The sequence below is a fragment of the Chromobacterium violaceum ATCC 12472 genome, from assembly GCF_000007705.1.
GTDB classification, from domain to species: domain Bacteria; phylum Pseudomonadota; class Gammaproteobacteria; order Burkholderiales; family Chromobacteriaceae; genus Chromobacterium; species Chromobacterium violaceum.
The window spans coordinates 4269037-4291219 of sequence record NC_005085.1 but is presented as its reverse complement, the minus strand read 5'-3'; the positions used below and the strand labels follow the sequence as shown (position 1 = coordinate 4291219).

The 22183-nt window shown below is 68.8% G+C and carries 21 protein-coding genes; all 21 read left to right on the top strand.

Annotated elements, in window-relative coordinates:
• Positions 1–5: 5 nt before the first annotated feature.
• A complete protein-coding gene (locus tag CV_RS19660) occupies positions 6–305 on the top strand; it encodes a hypothetical protein (RefSeq protein WP_011137515.1) in 300 nt (99 codons plus the stop codon).
• Positions 292–1329 carry a type VI secretion system baseplate subunit TssG gene (gene tssG, locus CV_RS19655; RefSeq protein WP_043598348.1) on the top strand — a complete coding sequence of 346 codons (1038 nt, stop codon included), beginning with the start codon at positions 292–294 and terminating at the stop codon, positions 1327–1329. Before CV_RS19660 ends, tssG begins: the two co-directional genes overlap by 14 nt.
• Before the next feature lie 17 nt (positions 1330–1346).
• Positions 1347–2054 carry a hypothetical protein gene (locus CV_RS19650; protein WP_043596794.1) on the top strand — a complete coding sequence of 236 codons (708 nt, stop codon included), beginning with the start codon at positions 1347–1349 and terminating at the stop codon, positions 2052–2054.
• 36 nt (positions 2055–2090) lie between these two features.
• Positions 2091–4730, top strand: a complete 2640-nt coding sequence (gene tssH, locus CV_RS19645) for a type VI secretion system ATPase TssH (protein ID WP_043596793.1) — start codon at positions 2091–2093, stop codon at positions 4728–4730.
• Positions 4731–4742: 12 nt separating this feature from the next.
• Positions 4743–6179, top strand: coding sequence for a hypothetical protein (locus tag CV_RS19640; protein ID WP_043596790.1), 1437 nt, complete (start codon positions 4743–4745; stop codon positions 6177–6179).
• Positions 6176–6439: a PAAR domain-containing protein gene (locus tag CV_RS19635; RefSeq protein ID WP_043596788.1), complete on the top strand. Its 264-nt coding sequence runs from the start codon at positions 6176–6178 to the stop codon at positions 6437–6439. The genes CV_RS19640 and CV_RS19635 overlap by 4 nt, the downstream gene beginning before the upstream one ends.
• Before the next feature lie 9 nt (positions 6440–6448).
• Positions 6449–7534, top strand: a complete 1086-nt coding sequence (tssA, locus tag CV_RS19630) for a type VI secretion system protein TssA (protein WP_011137510.1) — start codon at positions 6449–6451, stop codon at positions 7532–7534.
• Positions 7535–8233: 699 nt separating this feature from the next.
• Positions 8234–8959 carry a (5-formylfuran-3-yl)methyl phosphate synthase gene (locus tag CV_RS19625; RefSeq protein ID WP_011137508.1) on the top strand — a complete coding sequence of 242 codons (726 nt, stop codon included), beginning with the start codon at positions 8234–8236 and terminating at the stop codon, positions 8957–8959.
• Positions 8960–8969: 10 nt separating this feature from the next.
• Positions 8970–9785, top strand: coding sequence for an isopentenyl phosphate kinase family protein (locus tag CV_RS19620; RefSeq protein WP_011137507.1), 816 nt, complete (start codon positions 8970–8972; stop codon positions 9783–9785).
• Between the two features lie 4 nt (positions 9786–9789).
• Positions 9790–11778: an asparagine synthase (glutamine-hydrolyzing) gene (gene asnB, locus CV_RS19615; protein ID WP_011137506.1), complete on the top strand. Its 1989-nt coding sequence runs from the start codon at positions 9790–9792 to the stop codon at positions 11776–11778.
• Between the two features lie 14 nt (positions 11779–11792).
• Positions 11793–12962: a polyprenyl synthetase family protein gene (locus CV_RS19610; protein WP_158303334.1), complete on the top strand. Its 1170-nt coding sequence runs from the start codon at positions 11793–11795 to the stop codon at positions 12960–12962.
• Between the two features lie 10 nt (positions 12963–12972).
• Positions 12973–13740, top strand: a complete 768-nt coding sequence (locus CV_RS19605; RefSeq protein WP_011137504.1) for an HAD-IIA family hydrolase — start codon at positions 12973–12975, stop codon at positions 13738–13740.
• A gap of 4 nt (positions 13741–13744) precedes the next feature.
• Positions 13745–14629 (top strand): UbiA family prenyltransferase, encoded by an 885-nt coding sequence (locus CV_RS19600; protein WP_011137503.1) that lies wholly within the window; start codon positions 13745–13747, stop codon positions 14627–14629.
• Between the two features lies 1 nt (position 14630).
• Positions 14631–15560, top strand: coding sequence for a hypothetical protein (locus tag CV_RS19595; protein WP_011137502.1), 930 nt, complete (start codon positions 14631–14633; stop codon positions 15558–15560).
• Positions 15560–16675, top strand: a complete 1116-nt coding sequence (locus CV_RS19590; protein ID WP_218567072.1) for a polyprenyl synthetase family protein — start codon at positions 15560–15562, stop codon at positions 16673–16675. Before CV_RS19595 ends, CV_RS19590 begins: the two co-directional genes overlap by 1 nt.
• A 56-nt stretch (positions 16676–16731) precedes the next feature.
• Entirely contained in the window at positions 16732–17913 is a 1182-nt protein-coding gene (locus CV_RS22390) for an SDR family oxidoreductase (protein WP_011137500.1), read from the top strand.
• Between the two features lie 29 nt (positions 17914–17942).
• On the top strand, positions 17943–18965 hold the full coding sequence (locus tag CV_RS19580; protein WP_011137499.1) for a methyltransferase domain-containing protein: 1023 nt from the start codon (positions 17943–17945) through the stop codon (positions 18963–18965).
• A 21-nt stretch (positions 18966–18986) separates the two neighbouring features.
• Complete coding sequence (locus CV_RS19575) at positions 18987–19325, top strand: hypothetical protein (protein WP_011137498.1); 339 nt, start codon at positions 18987–18989, stop codon at positions 19323–19325.
• Between the two features lie 2 nt (positions 19326–19327).
• Positions 19328–19771 (top strand): 3-hydroxyacyl-ACP dehydratase FabZ family protein, encoded by a 444-nt coding sequence (locus tag CV_RS19570; protein ID WP_011137497.1) that lies wholly within the window; start codon positions 19328–19330, stop codon positions 19769–19771.
• 19 nt (positions 19772–19790) lie between these two features.
• Positions 19791–21020: a beta-ketoacyl-[acyl-carrier-protein] synthase family protein gene (locus CV_RS19565; RefSeq protein ID WP_011137496.1), complete on the top strand. Its 1230-nt coding sequence runs from the start codon at positions 19791–19793 to the stop codon at positions 21018–21020.
• Positions 21013–22182, top strand: coding sequence for a beta-ketoacyl synthase (locus CV_RS19560; protein WP_011137495.1), 1170 nt, complete (start codon positions 21013–21015; stop codon positions 22180–22182). The genes CV_RS19565 and CV_RS19560 overlap by 8 nt, the downstream gene beginning before the upstream one ends.
• The last annotated feature ends 1 nt before the right edge of the window (position 22183 follow it).

Below are 22183 nucleotides of genomic sequence, written 5' to 3'. Positions count from 1 at the left end.
GCACGATGGAATGGATGGTGATCGCCGTGCTGGTGCCTAGTATCGTCCAGCTATGCCATTTCTCCTTTTTTCATGACAACGTGGCGGAAGAAAGAAAAGGCAAATGGAATTTGATGGTTTGTGCATGTTTGCCTTTGGCATTTATCATGTGCGGCGTTCTGTATTTTTTCAGCGGAGCCATGGCGGAGACGCTGTTGGTTTCGCTGGCTCTTGTGCCGGGAGGAGCGCTGGGTTTGATGACCGGGCTGTTCTTCGGCGCGTGGGCACGCAGGAAAAGGGTAAAGGATGCAGATGAGCGATGCTGAGTTGGCTGTTACGGCATCGTCGCGGCAGCCCCGCGACCTGCGGCACGAGCTCGCGGCCGATGCCAGCCAGTTCGGTTTCTTCCAGGCCGCGCGCATACTCGGCTTGTCCGGCGCGCGCCGGCCGGGCGCGCGGCGCGGGCGTTTGCCGGAGCGGCTGCGTTTTCGCACGCTGGCGTCCCTTTCCTTCCCGGCCAGCGAGCTGACCGGCTACAAGCCGGGAACGGAAGAGGGCGACGCGGCGGACGAGATGACGATCAGCTTCCTCGGCCTGACCGGGCCGAGCGGCGCGCTGCCCACCGCCTATACCGAGCTGCTGCTGGAGCGCCGCCTGCGCCACCGCGACGACACCATGCACGCCTTCTTCGACCTGTTCAGCCACCGCGCCGCGTCGCTGTTCTTCGAGGCCTGGTGCAAGTACCGCAGCTGGATCCATGTCGAGGCGGGCGAGCGGAATGGCTTCACCCGCAACCTGCTGGATCTGGGCGGCGTCGGCCTATCCCAGCTGCGCCAGCAGATGGGGCCGGGCGCGGAGCTGGACGAGCGGATGTTCGTCTACTACGCCGGCCTGCTCAGCCAGAAGCCGCTGTCGGCGCAGTCGCTGCTGACGCTGGTGGAAGGGTTCTTCGGCGTCGACGCCACTTTGGAGCAGTTTGTCGGCCAATGGCTGCAGGTGCCCGAGGGCGAGCAGAGCCAGTTGGGCATGGATGGCTGCGAGTTGGGATTGTCGGCCTTCGCCGGCGAGCGCATCTGGGACCGCCAGACCAAGCTCAAGCTGCGGCTGGGGCCTTTGCGCCGAGAGCAGTTCAACGCGCTGCAGCCGCACGCCGCCGGCGCCCAGGCGCTGCGCGCGCTGATGAAGTTCGCGCTGGGCCACGGCCTGGCCGCCGAAGTATGCCTGGTGCTGGACCAGCGCGACGTGCAGCCGGCGGTGCTGGGGTCGGCCACGCTGAGCCTGGGGGGAGACAGCTGGATGGGCCGGCCGGCGGGACACCCCGACGATATGCGTTACACCTTGCTGGACTGAAACGGGAAACAGAAGCCATGGGCATACTCAAGCGATTGATGGGGCGTGGGAAGGCGGCGCAACTGAGCGTCAGTCACGGAGAGACGCCGCCAGAGCTGGCCGCCGCGGTAGATGCCCTGCAACGAGAGGATTGGCCGCAGGCGCTGCGGCTGGCGCAGCCTCATCTGGAAGCGAAGTCCGCCGGCCTGCGCGCCGACGCTTACCGGCTGTGCGCGCTGGCCACCAGCCGGCAGGGGCAGTGGCGCACGTCCTTCTCCTGCTGGCACAAGCTGTTCGAGCTGGAGCCGTCGGCCCACAACGCGCTGCAGCTGGCCAGCGCGTCGGTGATGGCGGGAGACGTGGAGCGGGGCAAGGCCTGGCTGATGAAGTTCGACGAGATCAACCGCGTCCGCCGGGAGTATTCCTGCGCGGCGGCCTATGTCAATTTCATTTCCGCGCTGGCCCAGGCCGGCCACGCGCGCGAGACGCTGCCCTATCTGACCTGGCTGCGCGAGCTCTACCGCCAGCTGAAGGTCACCGACGACATGTTTCTGCACCAGCGCGGGGTGCCGTTCCTTCATGTTTTCCTGGAGAACAGCTGGCCGCTGCTGCTGCAATGCCTGAACGAAAAACAAGTCCGGGAGTGGTACGGCGCGATGCTGGCCGACCTGGACGAAGACGGTTGCGCGGCGCTGCGCCGCTGGCTGGACGAGATGATGCCGGTCGCCGCCGCCAACGATGAATGATTTGAATCCATACCTTTAGAAAACGAGTACAAGCATATGTCCGTATCGCTGAAATCCCTGATAGACCGGTTGACGCCCACCGCGCGCCAGGCCATCGAGCAGGCCGCCAGCCGCGCGCTGGCCCGCACCCACTTCGAGATCGAGATCGAGCATGTGCTGCTGGCGATGTTCGATCAGGACGACAATGCCGCGCTGGCGGCGCTGCGCGCGCTGGGCGCGGACCTGGGCCGCGTCGAGCGCGAGCTGGACGCCGCGCTGGACAACTTCCGCAGCGGCAATACCCGCAATCCGGTGCTGTCGTCGTGGCTGCCCAAGTGGCTGGAAAAGGCCTGGCTGCTGGCCAGCGCCGAGCACGGCCAGGACAGTGTCTCCACGTTGGACTTGCTGCTGGCGCTGTGGCAGGACGACGCCCTGCGCGGCGCGCTGCAGTCCGGCGCGCCGGCATTGGCGCGCCAGGATGCCGGCAGGCTGTCCGGCGCCTACGCCGCGCTGCGCCAGCACGGCGGCGAGGCGGCGGGCGGCGAGCAGCCGTCGGCCGCGGCAGACGAGGGCGAAGGCGAGGCGCCGGCCGCGCCGCAGGGCAAGCGCGGCGGCGCCGCGCTGGACAAGTACACGATAGACCTGACCGCGCAGGCCAAGGCCGGCAAGATCGACCCCATCCTGGGCCGCGATGTCGAAATCCGCCAGATGATAGACATCCTGATGCGCCGCCGGCAGAACAATCCCATCCTCACCGGCGAGCCGGGCGTGGGCAAGACCGCGGTGGTGGAAGGCTTGGCGCGCAAGATCGTGCTGGGCGAGGTGCCGCCGGTGCTGTCCGGCGTCACGCTGCGCACGCTGGACCTGGGCCTGCTGCAGGCCGGCGCCAGCGTCAAGGGCGAGTTCGAGAACCGCCTGCGCCAGGTGATAGACGAGGTCAAGGCCAGCCCGGTGCCCATCATCCTGTTCATCGACGAGGCGCACACCCTGATCGGCGCCGGCGGCGCGGCCGGCCAGAACGACGCGGCCAACCTGCTGAAACCGGCGCTGGCGCGCGGCGAGCTGCGCACCATCGCGGCGACGACCTGGGCCGAGTACAAGAAGTATTTCGAGAAGGACGCCGCGCTGGCGCGCCGCTTCCAGGTGGTGAAGGTCGAAGAGCCGGCGCCGGAAATCGCCGTGCAGATGGTGCGCGGCCTGACCGACGCGATGGCCAAGCACCACAAGGTGGAAATCCTCAACGAGGCGGTGGCCGCCGCAGTGCAGCTGTCCAGCCGCTACATCGCCGGCCGCCAGCTGCCGGACAAGGCGATCAGCGTGCTCGACACCGCTTGCGCCCGCGTCGCGCTGTCGCGCGCCGGCAAGCCGGGGCCGATCGAGGACGTGACGGTGCTGATAGACAACATCGACCGCGAAACCGCCGCGCTGGAGCGCGAGGAAGGCCACGCCGAGCGCATCGCCGAGCTGCAGGCGCAGCGCGCCAAGCTGGAGCAGGATCTGGCCGCGCTGCATCAGGCCTGGGAGGCGCAGCAGAAGCTGATCGAAGAGATAGACGAGCTGAAGGCGGCCAAGGACGAGGCCAAGCCGGCCAAGGGCAGGAAGCTCAGCCCGCTGCAGGCCAAGCGCAAGGAATTGCGCGAGTTGCAGAAGCATCAGCCGCTGGCGTTCGAATGCGTGGACGAGAGCGTGATCGCCGACGTGATCGCCGGCTGGACCGGCATCCCGCTGGGCCGCATGGTCAGCAACGAGCTGGAGCAGGTGCAGAAGCTGGCCAAGCTGCTGGCCGAGCGCGTGATCGGCCAGGACCACGCGTTGGAGCAGATCGCCGAGCGGGTGCAGATCGCCAAGGCCAATCTGGAAGATCCCGGCAAGCCCAAGGGCGTATTCCTGCTGGTGGGCCCGTCCGGCGTCGGCAAGACCGAGACCGCGCTGGCGCTGGCCGAGGCGCTGTACGGCGGCGAGCGCAATCTGATCACCATCAACATGTCCGAATACCAGGAAGCGCACAGCGTGTCCGGCCTGAAGGGCTCGCCCCCGGGTTATGTCGGCTACGGCGAGGGCGGCGTGCTGACCGAGGCGGTGCGCCGCAAGCCGTACTCCGTCGTGCTGCTGGATGAAGTGGAGAAGGCGCACCCGGACGTGCTGGAGCTGTTCTTTCAGGTATTCGACAAGGGCGTGCTGGAGGATAGCGAAGGCCGCGAGGTGGACTTCAAGAACACCATCATCCTGCTGACGTCCAACGCCGGCACCGATCTGGTGATGCGCGCCTGCGAGCACGGCGTGACGGTGGAGGACGAGACCCGCGACCCGACCGCGGAAGACCTGGTGGAAATCCTGCGCCCGACGCTGCAGAAGACCTTCAAGCCGGCTTTCCTCGGCCGCCTGACCATCGTGCCTTACTTCCCGATCAGCGACGACGTGCTGCGCGCCATCGTCGGCCTGAAGCTGGACAAGATCCGCCGCCGCATCGCCGACAACCACGGCGCCCAGGTCGAGTTCCCGGAAGAACTGGCCGATCAGATGGCCGCGCGCTGCCTGGACGTGGACAGCGGCGCGCGCAACGCCGACGCCATCCTCACCCGCACGCTGCTGGCGCAGATCTCCAACGACCTGCTGTCGCGTATGGCCAGCGGCAAACCGGTGAAGAAGATCGCCGTCGCGCTGAAGGGCGAGCAGGTCAAGGTGAAGGTGAGTTAAGGAGCATTCGCGATGTGGAGAACCTTGGGCCTGTTCGGCGGCGTCACCATAGGCTGGTGGGCGCTGCTGTGGCTGGTGTTGCCGCAGAGCTGGCAGCGCATCAGCCCGTCGGCCATCCTGATGCTGCACCTGGGGCCGCCGATGCTGCTGAGCGCCGGCGTCAGGCTGTGGAGCTATCTGAAGGAAAAACGCGCGGCGGACGAGGCGCAGCAGCAGGAGGAACAGGCGGAGGCCGAGCGCAACGACAAGCGCGAGGCGGCGCGCGCGCAGCACGCCGCGGAATTGCGCGAGCGCCAGCGCGCGGTCGGCTGCCGTTGGCTGTGGACCGCGGCGGCCCCGGCCAAGGACGAGCCGGCCTGGCTGGCCGAGATGGCCGACGGCGCCCATTGGCTGGCGCTGGACAAGGACGAGGTGGAGGCCGGCGAGGCGATGGACGCGCTGTCCCCGCACCTGTCGGAGATGTTGTCCGGCCTGTACGCCGAGGCGCCGGGCGCGGCCTGGCTGCCGCTGTACCTGGAGCCGATGCGCCAGGTGCCGGGCGTCGAGCAACTGACCCGGGTCAAGGAACTGAAGCAGCTGGCGGTCGCCGAGACCCTGGGCGGCGACGTCCATGTCGGCGGCGACTGCCGCTTCCTGCCCGGCAGCGGACAGCTTGCCGACCGCGTGCTGCAGGTGCTGCAGCAGGATCCGGAGCTGCCGGGCCTGGTGGTGCTGGCGGCCGACGCGCCGCTGGCGGAGCGCGACGACGATGAAGACTGGGGCGAGGTCGATCCCGAGCTGAGCAAGCGCCGCAGCTGGATGGGCGAGCCGGGGATCGCGGTGGTGGCCATGCTGTTCCTGCGCGACGGCCTGGTGGCGCCGGCGGAGCCGGAACAGGAAGCCGAGGACGCCGATCCCTATCAGCCGTACTGGGAGAAGGATTTCGCCGGTCCGGCCGCCGGCTGGGGCATCGTGCCGCCCAGCCAGCAGGCCAGCCTGGCCAGGCTGCCCAAGCTGGCCATCCTGTCGCAGTCCAGCTCGGTGAGCTTGGCGCAGGACAAGGCGCTGCAACTGGCGCGCAGCCTGCAGCCGGTGCTGGACAACGCGCTGGTCAACGCCGCGCTGCTGGACTACCCGTTCAGCCCGGAAGAGGCCAAGCCGGAGAACAACCAGGCGTCCAGTTTGGCCTGGCTGTGCCACAACAGCGGACAGATCGACGTCGGCGGCGTGCGGCTGGCGGCCATCGCCACCGCGTTGTCCCGCCATCAGGTGGAGTTGCACCCGATAGACGAGGCGAGCAATGTGGTGCGCGAGTGGGGCGACGCCGGCGCGGCGACGCCGATGCTGCTGGCCGCGGCCGCGGTCAGCCACTGCGCGCGGCTGCAGGCGCCCGCCGTGATTACCCATTTCCATGACGAGCTGGTGTCTCTGGCGATGGCCAGACCGCCGGCAGAGGAGGCGACAGCATGAAGGCTGCAATCCGTTTGGGCGACCCGACCGACCACGGCGGCAAGGTGGTGAGCGCCGCCTCGTCCACCACGCTGTTCGGCAAGCAGGTGGCTTGCGTCGGCGATGCCGTCACCTGCCCGCAGCAGGGCCACGTCAACTGCACCATCGTCGAAGGCGACGGCGGCTGGCTGGTCGGCGGCAAGGCGGTGGCGCTGGACGGCCACAAGGTCAGCTGCGGCGCCACGCTGATTTCCACGCTGCCTCAGGTCAGCAAGGGCTAGAGAAAGAACATGGATCAAAGCATTGAACATCTGATGCAGCCGGTGCGTCCGGATGCGCCGGCCGGGGAAGACCTGGCCTACTCCCTGATCTTCGACCAGATCCGCGAGGCGCGCCGCAGCGACGATCCGTCGCTGGCGATGGGCGATTGGGAACAGTCGCTGAAGACCGCCGAATGGCCGCAAGTGATACGCCTGTGCGAAGACGCGCTGAAGAACAAGAGCAAGGATCTGCAGCTGCTGGCCTGGTATGCCGAGGCGCAGACCCAGGTCAACGGCGCGGGCGGCCTGGCGCGCGGCCTGGCGCTGGTGGGCGGCTGGCTGCGGGACTTCTGGGAAAGCGGCTATCCCGAACTGGACCCGCACGATCTGGACGAGCGCGTGGCCAAGCTGGAGTGGATGAACCAGCAGCTGGGCAACGCGCTACGCAATGTGCCGCTGATCAAGCCCGAGTTCGGCGGCTACAGCTGGCACCAGTGGCAGCAGTCGCGCGATGTGGAGAACCTGGGCCTGAAGGACGGCGAGGCGCGCGAGGCCGCCATCGCCGAGGGCAAGCTCAGCGGCGAGGCCTTCGAAAAGGCCGCCACCCTGTCCGGCCACGGCTGGTTCCAGGCCAAGGCCGAAGAGCTGGTGGCCTTGCTGACCGCCTACGAGGAGCTGGATGCCTTGGTCGACCAGCGCTTCGGCCAGGCCGGCCCCAGCCTGGCCGACATCCGCAACGCCATCTACGCCTGCCAGGACCTGGTCCTGCGCTATCGCCAGCAATTCGCCGGCAACGCGCCGGCGGCCGCGCCGCAGCGGCAGCCCGTCGAGGAAAGCAAACCTGTGAGCCCAGCCATGAGCAGTCCGGTCCATGCCGCCGCCCCGGCTACCGCCTTCAACGGCCAGATCCGCAGCCGCCAGGAGGCGGTGACCGCCTTGACCGAGGTGGCCCGCTACTTCCGCCACAACGAGCCGCACAGCCCGGTGGCGCTGCTGGCCGAGCGCGCCGCGCGCTGGGCGGAGATGAGCCTGGAGGAATGGCTGCAGCACGTGGTGAAGGACAGCGGCACGCTGAGCCAGCTGCAGGAGCTGCTGGACGTGCGCCAGGGCGATTGAGTCGGAATGGAATAGATCGGCGATTTCCAGCGCCGGCAATAAAAAACACGCGGCAGCGATGCCGCGTGTTTTTTTATTGCGTGCCGGTTTGCGAATGATTTTCCGCTTTGGCGCGATTGCTGTCCGTGGCGGCAAGGCGTTTCTCCAAACCGCTTAGCGTTTGCGTCGGGTGCCGAATCGCCGCTGTGGATAATAGGGAGCGTTTCGGAATGGGCTTTCTGTTTATCGCCAAGTAAGAGCCTGTTTTGCCTTGAGCGGATTTTTTTGGAAATGGTCAACAAATCTGGCATTTATTAAGTCATTGCATTTGTCATTATTCGGGAGTCTGATTGATATGTTTCTGATTTTTATTTGTTTTCATTTGATTGGTCTTGCTGATTGATTAAGAGCGAAATATATTTTTCAGACATTAATCTTATTTAGTTTCTCATTTGAAACAATATCTTGTGTCTTTTTGGCTGCATGGTTTGCGGCTATTCGAAATTTTTATTTTTACAAATCGATAAATGATGTAGTTTGATGACATTCACATTTTTCGTGTGGGCGTCGCTTTCATCATCGAGGCATGCTTGGACGCGGGGCACGGCGAAGCGTGGATGACGTTGCTGGAGTCAGGTCGTTCGGTTCATGGAAATCCATTGGGGCGGACCGCGGATGGCGGCCGCCGTTTGCTTAATCGTCAGAGTCAGGGGGCAGGGCATGAAGGTTCTTATCAGTCCTATCAGTACGGCGGAAGCGGTTGTGGCTTGGGAGTGCGGCACGAACATCATCGACATCAAGAACATCAACGAAGGCTCGCTCGGCGCGAGCTTTCCCTGGATCATCCGCGAGGTGATCGCCCGCATCAACGATCCCAAGGTGGTGTTCAGCGCCACGCTGGGCGATCTGCCGCACAAGCCGGGCACCGCCTCGCTGGCGGCGCTGGGCGCGGTCAGCAGCGGCGTCAAGTACGTCAAGGCCGGCCTGCACGGCTCCAAGGACGTGGCCGAAGGCGTGGAACTGATGAGCGCCGTGGTACGCACCTGCAAGGACTTCGATCCGTCGGTGACCGTGGTCACCGCCGGTTACGCCGATTACCAGCGTTTCGGCGGCCTGTCGCCGCAGCAACTGGTGGAAATCGCCGCCCAGTCCAAGTCGGATATGGTGATGGTGGATACCTATATCAAGGACGGCAAGTCGCTGTTCGACGCGCTGAACGAGCAGCAACTGACGGAATTCGTGCAGCAGGCCCACGCCAAGGGCCTGAAGGTGGCGCTGGCCGGTTCGGTGCGGGCCGAGCACCTGGAACTGTTGGCCCGCATCGGCGCCGACGTGGTCGGCGTGCGCGGCGCGGTGTGCAGCGGCTACGACCGCGGCACCACCATCGATCCGTTGAAGGCCGAGCAATTCATCAAGGCCGCCAACGCCATCGCCGTGGCGCAGTGACGCGGCCATCGTGAGCGGCATTCCACACTCCGCATCCGCGCCGGGCTGCGCGGTGGTGAAACTGGGCGGCAGCCTGATCACCTGCGAAGGGCCCGGCGGTCCGGACGTCGATCGCGACCTGCTGACGGCGCGCGCGCGCGAGTTGGCCGCTTGCGGCCGGCCGCTGGTGCTGGTGCATGGCACCGGCGCCTACGGCAAGCCGCCGGCGCGCCGCTACGGCTATCTGGACGGCAGGCTGCCAAGCGGCCGCGCCGGCGTGGTGGCCGAGGTGGCGCGCGATCTGGCCCGGCTGGAGCTGGAAGTGGTGGATTGCCTGGAGGCGGGCGGGCTCAAGCCTTTGCGGCTGCCCGCCATCCAGTTGTTCCGCGCCAGCGCGGGGCGCGCGTCTCCGCTCGATCTTGAGCCGGTGCGGGAGCTGCTGGCCCGCGGCGTGACGCCGGTGGTCGGCGGCAATTTCGTGCTCGATTGCGACGGCTTCGCCGTCTGCTCCAGCGACATCATGGCGGTGGAACTGGCGCTGGCGCTCGGCGCGGCCAGCCTGGTGCTGGCCACCCGCGCGCGCGGTGTCTACCGGGAGCACGGCCGCGGCGAGGCGATACATGGTCAGCTGTCCGACAGCGATGGCGACGCGCTGCGCAAGATAGACGCCGCCGGGCAGGACGTCAGCGGCGGCATGCTGGCCAAGATTTCGCACGGTTTCCGCGCCGCGCGCCACGGCATCGCCACCTACGTGGTGGATGGCAGGGTGGCCGGCAACCTCAACGGCGCGCTGGATGGTTCGCCGCTGCAGGGCACGCGGCTGCTGTCCGGCCAGGCGGGAGGGTAGGCGCATGTGCGGAATCGCGGGAGCGCTGCTGGACCGCCATGCGCACGATGGCGACGTGGCCGAGGCCAGGCGGATGATACTGCGCCAGACCCATCGCGGCCCGGACGGCCTGGCGGCGCGGCGCGTCGGCCCGGCGTTGCTGGCCTCGTCCAGGCTGGCCATCGTCGATGTCGCCAACGGCAGCCAGCCTTTCAGCGACGAGAGCCGCGCCATCCACGCCGTGTTCAACGGCGAAATCTACAACCACCTCGAATTGCGCGAAAACCTGTCGCGCCGCGGCCATAGCCTGTCAGGCGGCAGCGACGGCGAAGTCATCGTCCACCTGTACGAGGAGTACGGAACGGATTGCTTCCAATGGCTGGACGGCCAGTTCGCCATCGCCATCTTCGACTCCCGCGACGACTCGCTGCATCTGGCGCGCGACCGAATGGGCATCTGTCCCTTGCATTGGGCGCGGCTGGACGGCGCGCTGTATTTCAGCTCCGAGATCAAGGGCCTGCTGGCGGTGGCCGGTATGCCGCGCCGGGCGGAGCCGCGCGCGATGCTGCAGCTCGCTTATTTCGGCGCCGTCTGCGCGCCGCTGACGCCCTTCGGCGGCATCCATCAATTGCCCGCCGCCCACAGGCTCAGCTTCCGCGCCGGACGGCTGGAGATTGGCCGTTACTGGTCGCTGGATTTTCCGCTGGCCGGCGAGCATGCCAGGCTGAGCGAGGCGCAGGCGGCCGAGGGGCTGGCGGCTCGGCTGGAACGGGCCGTGGCCAGCCACGCTCAGGGCGAGTTCGAGCCGACCTGCTTTCTCAGCGGCGGCATCGATTCGGCCGTGATCGCCGCGCTGCTGCAGCGCCGCAGCCAAGCATCCATCGCCGCTTTCTGCGCCGCATCCGAACATGGGCGGATGGACGAGGGCGGCGCCGCGGCCCGCACCGCCGAGTGGCTGGGCGTGGATTTGAAGCGGGTCCGCATCGACGAGGCGGGCATCGCCGACGCCTTCCCCCGGCTGATCTGGCATGGCGAGACGCCGGTGATCTCCACCGAGGCGTCGGCCCTGATGCGCTTGGCCGGCGAAGCCGGCAAGCGTTCGAAGATCGTGCTCACCGGCGAGGGCGCCGACGAGGCTTTCGCCGGCTATCTGGCCTTCCGCCAGTACCGGCAGCTGGGCGCGCTGACGGGGCGCGGCCTCTCGCCGTTGCGGACGATGGTCCGGCCGTGGCTGCGCGGCCATTACGGCTCGGAATGCCTGTTGCCGGGGGAGGACCGGCTGGGCGTGTTGGCCGAGCATTTCGGCTGCGTGCCGGCGCAGGCCTATGAGTGGGAGTTCTACCGCGAGGCGTTGACGCCGCTGTTTTCCCCGGAGCTGAGGGCGATGGCGGCGGCGGGCGGCTGCTGGGACGGCTTCGAGTTCGACCGCGGCGCGGTGCGCGGCCGCCATTGGCTGGACCGCTCGCTGTACGTGTCCTACCAGGTGATGCTGCCCAATTATCTGCTGGGCGCGCATGGCGACCGCATCTATGCCGCCCATTCGGTCGAGGGGCGCTACCCCTTTCTGGATCGTGCGCTGGTCGAGTACGCGGCGGCGCTGGATCCGGCGCTGAAGCTGCGCCGCGGGCGGGAGAAACACATCCTGCGCGTCGCCGCGGCGCGCTGGCTGCCTGACGAGGTGGCCTGGCGGCCGAAAACCCGTTTCGTGATGCCCTTCGGCACCCCTTTCGTCGGCCCGCGCGCCGCGCCGCTGTACGCGGAGCTGCTGTCGCCGGGCAAGCTGGCCGAGTACGGCTATTTCGATCCGGAGCGAGTGCGTTCGCTGTTCCGGGCGCTGGCCTCGCCGCCGTCTGCCGGCGGCAAGGCCCGGCGCTATCTCGAGCGGCTGGCGCTGGGCCTGGGCGCCACCTTCGTGGTCAGCGCCCAGCTCTGGCACCACCTGCATTTGGCCGATGGCGGATCGGCCGTGTCCGGAGAGGCGGCGCGGCGCTCCGCGCCGGCGACCATCGCATGAGCAAGGAGCCGTTGATGAACGCAACAGCGCACGATGCGCAGCGCATGCCGGCCGAACTGGAGCGGCTGCGGGGCAGGATAGACGAATGCATCGCGGCGGCGATCGAATCGCTGCGCGAGGACGGGCCGGAGCGCGGCCATCCGCTGATAGGCCGCGTGTACGGCTGGCTGCGGCATTACCTGGACTGCGACGGCAAGCGGATGCACGGCATCGCCGCGGCGCTGGCCCATCTGGCCTGCGGCGGCGGCGAGGACGCCATCCTGCCGGTGGCCGCGGCGATGCAGCTGTACCACCACCATACCCTGGTGCACGACGACATCTACGACGAGGATGCGGCGCGGCGAGGCTGGCCGACCGTGCACCAGGCCTTCGCCGGCTGGTTCGCCGATCGGCGCGGGTCGGAGGAGGGCGTCGGCAGGGTGTTTTCCGGCGGCGCGATGCGGCGCGGCGCGATCACCGCCTTCGCCTACGGCAAGATCTGCCGCGCGCTGGCCGGCAGGCTGCTGCTGGAGAGCGGATTCGACCAGGCCGCGGTGCTGGACGTCGCCCGCGCGCTGGAGAGGCACGAATTCTTCGACAACGCGGCCCAGCTCAAGGACGTGTTCCACGAGGGCGACGAGATGCCATCGCCGCAGGCCTGCCTGGATAACGCCTGGCTGAAGACCGGCAGGCTATTCGAGCTGTGCGCGTACGCCGGCGCGCGGCTGGCCGGCGCGGAAGCGGGCCGGACCAAGGCGCTGGAGCGCTGGGCGGGGCAATCGGCGCTGGCCTACCAGCTGCAGGATGATCTGGAGGACTTGAACGCTGCCAGCGAGAAGGGACAGGGGCGCGGCGTCGCCACCGACCTGCTGCACTGCAAGCCCACCTATCTCTACGCGCTGGCCAAGACCATGGCCGAGGGCCGCGACCGCGACGCGCTGCTGGCGTGGCAATCGGGCGCGCAGGCCGGCCTGGACAGCGGCGACATCATCGCCATCCTGGCGCGCAGCGGCGCGCTGGACGCCTGCGGGGGCGAAGTGGCGCGCTGCATCGCCCGCGCCGGCGCGGCGCTGGACGGCGCGGTGCCGGCATTGGCGGCGGACAGGCTGCCGCTGCTGCGGCAATTTTCCGACTACTTCGTGTCGCCGGCCTACTGGCATCGTCCGCTGGCGGCTTCGCGCCCGGCGGCGGCGCTGCTGGCCTGAGGAGGACGCCATGGCTTACGCGCCCCTGATCTTCGATCTGCACGGCGTGCTGCTGGGCCGGCGGGAGCCCGATGGCCATCTGCCGGCCGGAGAAGTGCTGCGCCAGCTGCGCGCGGCCGGGCACCCGCTGCGCTTCCTCACCAATTCCAGCAGCGTCGAGCGGCGGCAGGTGGTGGCGCAGCTGGCGTCGGCCGGCGTCGAGGTTGACGCCGGCGAGGTGTACACCGCGGCGATGACGGTCGCGCATTATCTGCGGCGCTGCGGCCGGCCGCGCAAACTGTTCGTCGTCGGCTCCGACGCGCTGCGCGCCGAACTGGACGCCATGTGCGGCGGATTGCTGAGCTGGGCGGCGCCGGAGGAAGCGGACACCGTGGTGGCGAGCCGCGATCCGGCGCTGGACGAGGACACGCTGCGGCGTCTGGCGCGGGCGGCGCAGCCGCAGCTGATCGCCACCTGCCGCGATCTGGGCTTTCCCGACGGCGACGGCATCCATCCCGGCCCCGGCCAGACCGTGGCCCGCGTCGAGCAGGCGCTGGACGCCCAGGCGATGGTGCTGGGCAAGCCGAATCCCTATGCGTTGGAGTCGGTGATGGATTTGCCGGCGCCTTTGTCCGACTGCGTGGTGATAGGCGATTCGCCGCTGCAGGACGTCGCGCTGGCGCGCAAGGCCGGCGCGAGGGCGGTGCTGGTGGCGTCGGGCGGCGAAGCGCCGGACGGCCCGGAGCCGGACTGGCGCATCGACGCCATCGATCAACTGCTTCCCTTACTGTGCAGGTGACAGCATGAATATCCGCGCCTTGAGCCTAGGCACCGCCGGCTACTTCTTCACCAACCGCTTCCACATCGCGCTGATGCCGGTGTTCCTCACCTATTTCTGGAACCAGGCGCTGCGCTTGCCGCTGGCTTTCGATTACTACCTGATGATCGTGCTGACCACAGCCGGCGGCTACATCTACAACATCTACACCGACGCCGAGGAAGACGGCGTCAACTACAGCAGCCGCTACCGCCTGTTCGGCCGCAACCGCCACACCAAGGCGGTGGTCGCCGCCTGCTTCTTCGGCGGCTTTCTGCTGTCGCTGCACGCCGGTTGGATCTTCGTCCTCTACGGCGGCGCCGTGCATTTCCTGGGTTCGCTGTACAGCCGGCCGCTGCCCTTCGTCTGGCGCGGCCGGCCGCTGCGGATCAAGGAAGTGCCGTTCGTGAAGAATCTGTACGCCGGCCTGTTCTGGTCGGTGGCGCTGGTGCTGACGCCGCATCTCTACGTCGGCGTCCGCCCCGGCGAGGCCGCGCTGCAGGCCATCGTCCTCAGCTTCGCCCTCAATTACTTCGTCGAGCTGATGTGGGACATCCGCGACATGCCGGGCGATGCGCGTGCCGGTTTCCGCACCGTGCCGCTGCTGCTCGGCGAGCGCGCCGCCTACTGGCTGCTGCGGCTGGTGCACCTGCTGACCTGCGCGCTGATGTATTACGGCGCGGCCTCCGGTGTGCTGACGCCGGGCTGCGTGCTGTTCGCCGTCGTGCATCTGCCGGTGGGCCTGTTGTTTCTGGAATGGTACCGGCGCCAGCCGGAGAAGGACTGGGCCTCCCATCTGTACATCATGTACGGCGGCGGCCTGCTGGCGGCCGGCATGGTGTGGACGCATGCACTGACTACAGGGAGTTGATGTGATTACCACGCAATTCAAGGCTGCGCAGCAATGCGCGTCGGCCGCCCTCCACCGCTACCTGCCGCAGCGCGAGGACATGGCCTGGCTGGCCGAGGTAGTCGACCGGCCCCGTTTCGGCTGGGACTGGCCGGCGCTGGAGCAGGGCTTCTTCCAGCCGCTGCGCGAATGGGCGGACCAGCACGACGCCAGGCTGAAGCCGGCGCTGGCCGGCCTGCTGATCGACGCGCTGGGCGGAGACAAGCGCGAGCATCCGGCCTTGCTGGCCGCGCTGGAGTTCAGCCATCTGGCGTCCTTCATGCTGGATGATCTGGCCAATGGCCGAGATCTGGACGCCAGCGTCAGCGACAAGGTGTCGGTGCCGCTGCCGGTCTGGGTCACCATCGCCTACAACGCGCGCCAGCTGGCGCCGGTGCTGGTGTTGCGCCGCGCGGAAAACCTCGCGCCGGCGGCGCGGCTGCGGCTGGCTCAGCGTTATCTGTTCCAGCAGAGCCTGGGCACCACCATGGATCTGTGGGGCGCCGAGCGCGGGCTGGAGCATGGCTCGCTGACCGACTTCATCGCCCATCTCTCCAACTACGCCGGCGCGCCGGGCTTCGGCCTGGCGGCGGCGACGGCGGCAGCGGCCGCCGGCTTGGCCCCCGACGACGCCGACGCGCTGCGCCAGGCGGGAACGGAGTTGGGCGTGTCGCTGCGCCTGCGGGCTTTGGCCGACGGCCAGGCGCGATCGCTGACACTGAACGGCGACAGGGTGGCCGAGGCGGAAATCCGCTGGCGGGCGGAATACGACCGCGGCGCGCTGCTGGCCAGCGCCGACAGGCTGCAGTCGTCGGCGCTGGACGGCGCGCGCCGGCTGGGGCCGGACGTCGGCGCGGCGATGGCCGGTTTTCTGGCGGCGCTGGGCGCGCCGGTTGCTGAAGGGAGGCTGTGATGAACGGCAACGCGCAGTATAGCGACGATTTCCTGGCCGACATGGCGCCCGCGCTGGCGCAGCAGTACCGCCGCTGGTACCCGTGGTGCCGCGAGACGGTGCTGGCGACGATAGACCGGTTGGCGAGCCGCCCGTATCTGGAAACCGCGCTGGGCGCGCGGCTGTCCGAGGCCATGCTGCAGGCGGTGAAGGATGCCTGGCTCGATCCCTACCGTTCCTACCACAACCGGATGGGCAAGATGCTGCGCCCCTTCCTGGTATGCAGCGTGATGCAGGCCTTCGAGCGCGATCCGCGACGGACGCCGGTCGTGGTGGCGATCGCCGAGATCATCCACGCCGCCTCGCTGGTGCTGGACGATGTCGCAGACGACTCGCCGCTGCGCCGCGGCGGGCCGACCGCGCATCGCCAAGTCGGCGTCCGCGTCGCCGGTGCCGCAGGCTCCGCCTGGCTGAACGCCTGCTTCCAGCTGCTGGCCGCCGACGATTCCGGCCTGGAGCCGGAACAGGCGCAGCGCCTGGCCGACGAGATCGCCTGGGAGCACTGGGTGACCGGCGTCGGCACCACGATAGACACCACCTGGCCGTGGATGGGGCGGCTGGACGGCACGCCGGCGCAGTATCTGCAGTCGGTGGTGCACCGTTCCACTTCCTATACCTACCGCTTGCCGCTGAAGCTGGGCGCGATCGCGGCCGGCGCGTCGCCGCAGCAAACCGCGCAATTCGCCGCGCTGGGCGAGGAGCTGGGCATCGCCTTCCAGATCATCGACGACATCCTCAATGTGCAGCCGGGTGACGACAAGTGGGGCAAGGCGCTGGCCGAGGACATCACCCAGGGCAAGATCAATCTGCAGGTGCTGCTGGCGCTGGAGCGGCTGGGATCTGCCGAGCGGGCCAGGCTGGTGGAGATCCTGCAGAGCCGCACCGCCGACCCCCAGACGCTGGCCGAGGCGGTGGCGCTGATGGCCGGCAGCGGCGCTTTCGACGCCGCGCGCGACATCGCCCAAGGGTATATCGACAGCACCCAGGCCATCGTCGCCGGAATGGACTTCCTCAACCCGGTCGACCGCGAACGCTTCTCCGCCTTCGTCGACTACGTGATCCACCGCAATCGCTGAATGGAACCGCCCGCCAAAGGCGGGCATCGGCTTCGGCTGCGCAAAGGTGATGGCAAATGAGTTTTGTCGCTCAGGAAATGCAGGGAACGGTATTGCTGACCGGCGTCACCGGCGGGCTGGGAGGGGAGTTGCTGCCCAGGCTGCTGCGGCGCCACCCGGCTTGCCAGGTTGCGGCGCTGGTGCGCGGCGATGCGCCGGGGCAGGCGGCCGGCAGGCTGGCCGAGGCGATGGATTACGGCCGCTTGTCGCCCGCGGAACGGGCCAGGGTGTCGCTCTGCCACGGCGACGTCTCGCAGCCCCGTTTCGGCCTGGCCGAACCGGCCTGGCGCGAGCTGGCGGCGCGCACCCGGCGGGTGTTCCACCTGGCGGCCAGCGTCGATTTCGACCTGCCGCTGGAAGCGTCGCGGGCGGCCAATGTCGACAGCACCCGCGCGGTGCTGGCGTTCGCCGCGGAGGCGATGCGCGCCGGCGGCGATTTCCGGCTCAACTACGTGTCCACCGCCTACGTGTCCGGACGGCGCGGCGGCCGGCTGGGCGAGGAGGAGCTCGATCAGGGGCAGGCCTTCTGCAATGGCTATGAACAGTCCAAGTTCGAGGCGGAGCAACTGGTCTGGCAGGCGAGCGGCCGGCTGCCGCTGACCGTCTACCGGCCCAGCCAGATCATCGGCGAGTCGCGCGCCGGGCGCATACGCAAGTTCTTCGGCTACTACGAATTCCTCAAGCTGGCCGAGCGCGGCCGCATGCCGGTGCTGCCGGCCAACGCCAAAGCCCGGCCCGATCTGGTGCCGGCGGACTATGTATGCGAGGCGATGCTGCACCTGGATGCGGCGTCCCATACCATCGGGCGTTGCTATCACCTGACCGCCGGCCTGGCCAACAGTCCGGATTTCGAGCGCATTTTCGGCCTGATGTACCAGGAGCTGGCCGCGCGGCGGCCGGATGGCGGCGCGCCGGCCCGGCCACGGATGTTCCGTCCGGAGGAACTGGAAGCGATGGCGTCGCCGGAGGAGCTGCGCCGTTTCCACCTGAGCCCGCTGAAGCTGCTGTTGCGGACCTACCGCGCCTATCTGGACGAGGAGCGCGACTTCGATTGCGCGGCCACGCAGGCGGAACTGGCCGCCGTCGGCATTCCGTTGCCGGATGTCGAGGCCGCGCTGCGGCTGAGCACCCGTTACGCGCTGGACGCCCGTTTCGGCCAGCCGGCGCGCGGCCGCGCGCTTGAGCGGCAACCGGCCTGATCATTGCAACCTAGCTGGAGCAGACAACGATGAAACGCGAATTGCTGGCCATTCTCCGCTGTCCCCATTGCCGCGGTGAATTGCACGTGGCCGGAAGCGGAGAGAATGAGGGCGAGATCGACGACGGCGAACTCCACTGCGCCGGCTGCCGCCGCCATTACCCGGTGGTGCAGGGCGTGCCGCGGCTGTTGCTGCAGGACGGCCTGGTGGCCAGGACCCGCAGCGGCTTCACCTACCAGTGGAACAAGCGGCAAACCGGCCGCGCCGAGCGCCGCGCGGTGGTGTACGGCTACGAGATAGGCAAGTTCATGGATTGGTTCGTCGGCGAGTTCACGCCCGGCCTGTCCGCGCGCGCGGCCGGCGCCTGGCTGTTGGACGCCGGCTGCGGCAGCGGCGAGAAGGCGCGCGAGCTGGCGCGGCGCTTTCCGCAGCACCAGGTGGTGGCGATAGACCAGTCCAACGCCATCGCCCGCGCGGCCTGGGAAAACCGCGATCTGCCCAATCTGCATTTCGTCCAGGCCAACGTCTGGTTCCCGCCGTTCGCCGAGCGCAGCCTGCAGTTCGCGATGAGCATAGGCGTGCTGCACCACACGCCGGACACGCTGCGTGCCTTCCGCGCGATCGGCGCGCTGGTGGCGCCGGGCGGCGACTTCATGACCTGGCTGTATCCGCTGCCGGAAGAGGACAGCTTCTGGGCCGGACTGTACCGTCAGCGCGACCGCCATTTCCTCAAGCTGGGCCACCGCCTGCCGCATTGGCTGACGATCGCGCTGTGCCATGCCTACATCGCGGTCTTCTTCCCGCTGGTGCTGCGCTTCCTCAAGGCCCAGTACCGGGTGAACAAGGACCGTTTTCCCATCTATCCGGACCGGCCGACGCTGGGCGAGCTGTACCGCAGCTCGGTGTTCCTGTCTTTCGACAACGTGATGCCGCCGCACCAGTTCCGCCACGGCAGGCCCGAGGTCCGCGGCTGGTACCGCCAGCACGGTTTCGGTGCGGTCAACGACCGCTACCCGGGTTTTTTCCACGCGATACGCGGCCATGCCGCCTGATTACCAACGGAGGAGACTGCAATGAACGATGCCACCGTCGCGCTCGAGGCCGCGCTGGAGGACAAGCTGCGCGACTTCCTGGTCCGGCTGCTGAAGCTGGACGAAGACCAGCCGCTGCCGGCCGAAGCCGACTTGATCAACCAGATCGGCCTGGACTCCATCGAGGCCTTCGACGCCATCGCCACCCTGCATGAGCTGCTGGACGCGGTGATCCCGGAGAACTTCAACCCCAAGGTGGTCAACAGCATACGCACGCTGGCGCGCTATGTGCTGGACACCTTCGGCGACGGCGCGGCCCGCCGTTTCATCGAGCTGGACCTGGAAGCGGTGACGGCTTTTGACGCCGAGGAGGATCTGTAGCCATGGCGGCGCGGCGCTTCACCGGCGACGAGTTGGCGGCGCTGCTGCCGCACGCCGGCGACGCCTTTTTCCTCAGGGATGCCGAGGTAGACGGCTGGCGCGCCAGCGGCGGCGCCAGCTGGCGGTCCGACCATCCCCACCTGCGCGGGCACTTTCCGGGCGAGCCCATCGTGCCCGGGGTCTATTTGCTGGAGGCGGCGGCGCAATTGGCGGGCGTGGCGATACGTTGCGGCGCGGAGGACTGGACGCCGGAAACGCTGGGCGTGTTGGCTGGGGTGCGCAAATCCTACTTCCACCGCTTCGTCCGGCCGGGCGAGCGGGTGGATTATGCGCTGGACGTGAAGCCTGCGCCTGGCAGCGCGATGTACGCGGTCAGCGGGCTGGGCAAGGTGGACGGGGACAAGGTGCTGACCGTGGAATTGACGATAGCCGGCGTGCGGCGCTAGCGCGGCGGCGGGAGGGGGCATGGACAAGCGAAGAGTGGTGATCACCGGCATCGGCGTGGTGTCGCCTTACGGCGCCGGCCTGCAGCGTTTCTGGCAGGCGCTGGCGGGCGGCGAGAGCGCGCGGCGGCCGATACAAGGCTTCGACGCCTCGGTTTACCGCAGCGCCCAGGGCGGCGAGGCGCCGGCGGAGCTGCTGGCCGACGCCGGCGCGCGCGCGCGCTGCGGCGATCCGGGCGAGGACAGCGCCTACTTCCTGGCGCTGGCCGCCGCCGAGGCGTTGGCGGATGCCGGCCTGGGCGCGGCGTTCTCCGACGAAGACCGGGTGGGCTGCGTGCTGGGCACGCTGTGCGCCGGCATGCGCAATATGCGCGAATACGGCGCCGCTTACGAGGCGGGGCGGCCGTCGCCGGTGGCGGCGGAGACGATCCCGGCCCATTACCAGCTGGACTTCCTGGCGCGGCGGCACAATCTGACCGGGCCGTCGTCGCTGGTGTCCACCGCCTGCTCGTCCACCACCGACGCGTTGGGCTATGCCTTCGACCTGATACGCGGCGGCGAATGCGATAGCTGCCTGTCCGGCGGCGGCGACGTGCTGGCGGAGATGATACACGCGGCCTTCAACGGCCTGTATTCGATCACCACGGGCGAGCCCAGGCCGTTCGACAGCGAGCGGGACGGTTTCTTCATCGGCGAGGGCGCCGGTCTGTTCCATCTGGAAACGCTGGAGTCGGCGCGCGCGCGCGGCGCGCGCATCCATGCCGAGATTTTGGGCTACGGCCTGTCCAACACCGGCCACCATCTGACCGCCACCTCGGAAGACGGCGCCGGCGAGGCGCTGGCGATACGCCGCGCGCTGGACGACGCCGGCCTGGCGCCGGCGGACATCGACTACATCAACTGCCACGGCACCGGCACCCGCCACAACGACGCGTCCGAGATCCGCGCGATCAACCGGGTGTTCGGCGACGCCGCCGAGCGGCTGCACATCAGCTCCAACAAGGCCTCGATCGGTCATTGCATGGGCGCGGCCGGCGCGCTGGAGGCGGCCGCCACGGTGCTGGCGCTGGAGAAGGGCCTGATTCCGCCGACGCTGCACACCCGCGGCGACGAGGCGGAGTTGCGCAGTCGCCTGGTCGGGGCCGAGGCCCGGCCCGCTGCGTTGCGGCGCGCGCTGTCGCAGTCGTTCGGCTTCGGCGGCGCCTGCTCCTGCATCGTGTTCGGCCATTATGGGGAGGATGGGCATGCGTGAAGTGGCGATTACCGGCATCGGCGTTGTCGGGCCGCACGGCGTGGGGCTGGCTGGCGTGCTCGACGGGCGCTTCGTGTTTTCCGCCTGGCCGGATTCGGCGTCGCCGCCGCACGCCGAATCCCTGATCGCCAGCGTCGGCGACTACCCGCGCACCCGCTATTTCAGCGAGCGCGCGCTGCGGCTGATGGACAAGCCGATGATGCTGGCCAGCTTCGCCGCCGGCGCGGCGCTGGAAGATGCCGGCTACGGCGACGGCGAGGCACCGGAGGACTGCGCGACGCTGCTGGGCACCGCGCGCTCGGAGCAGACCTCGGTGCACAAGTTTTCGCTGCCGTTGCTGCAGGGGCGGCCGGAGCGGATCAATCCGGCCGAATTCCCGCTGGTGGCGCGCAATATCGCCTGCGGCCAGATGGCGATCCGCTTCGGCCTGCGGGGCCCCAGCTCGGTGCTGGCGTCGGGGCCGCTGGCTTCGCTGCAGGCGGTGGCGCGCGCCGCCGGCCTGATCCGCTCCGGGCGAGCCAAGGTCGCGTTGGCGGGCGGCGTGGAGGCGTTGTCGCGCTTCGCCTTGCGTTTCTGCCGCGATTACTACGGCGACGCGGCGCTGGCCGGCAGGCCGGCCTTCTTCGGCGAACGGGGCGGCGGGCTGATTCCGTCCGAGGGCGCGTGCATGCTGGTGCTGGAGGATGCCGAACACGCTGCGGCGCGCGGCGCGCGCGTCTACGCCAGGCTGGGCGGCTGGCACGCGGGCCGGCTGGGCCGGGGCGACGCGGTCCAATCGCTGCTGGACGGCTGGCGCCGCGCGGCCGACATGGCGCCGGCCCTGCTGCTGCCGGGCGCCGGCGGCGCGGGGCGCGCTCACGAAAGGCTGGAGACGCTGGCCTTGCGGCGCTGGCAGGCGGAGGGCGCCGCGCAGCCGTCCCGACTGTTAGCCGCGCGAGCCCTGGCGGGCGAGGGCGAGAGCTGGAGCGGCGCGCTGCAGGTGGCCTTGGCCGCCGCCTCGCTGGCGCGCCGGCATGCGCCGGCGACGCCGGACGTGGCGGCTGACGCGGATCCGGCGCTGGCGCGGGCCGCCGCGGGCGGCACGCTGCCGGACGATGCCGCCGCGCTGGTGTTGGGCAACGATGCCGCCGGCGCCTTCTGCGCGCTGGGGCTGCGCCGATGAG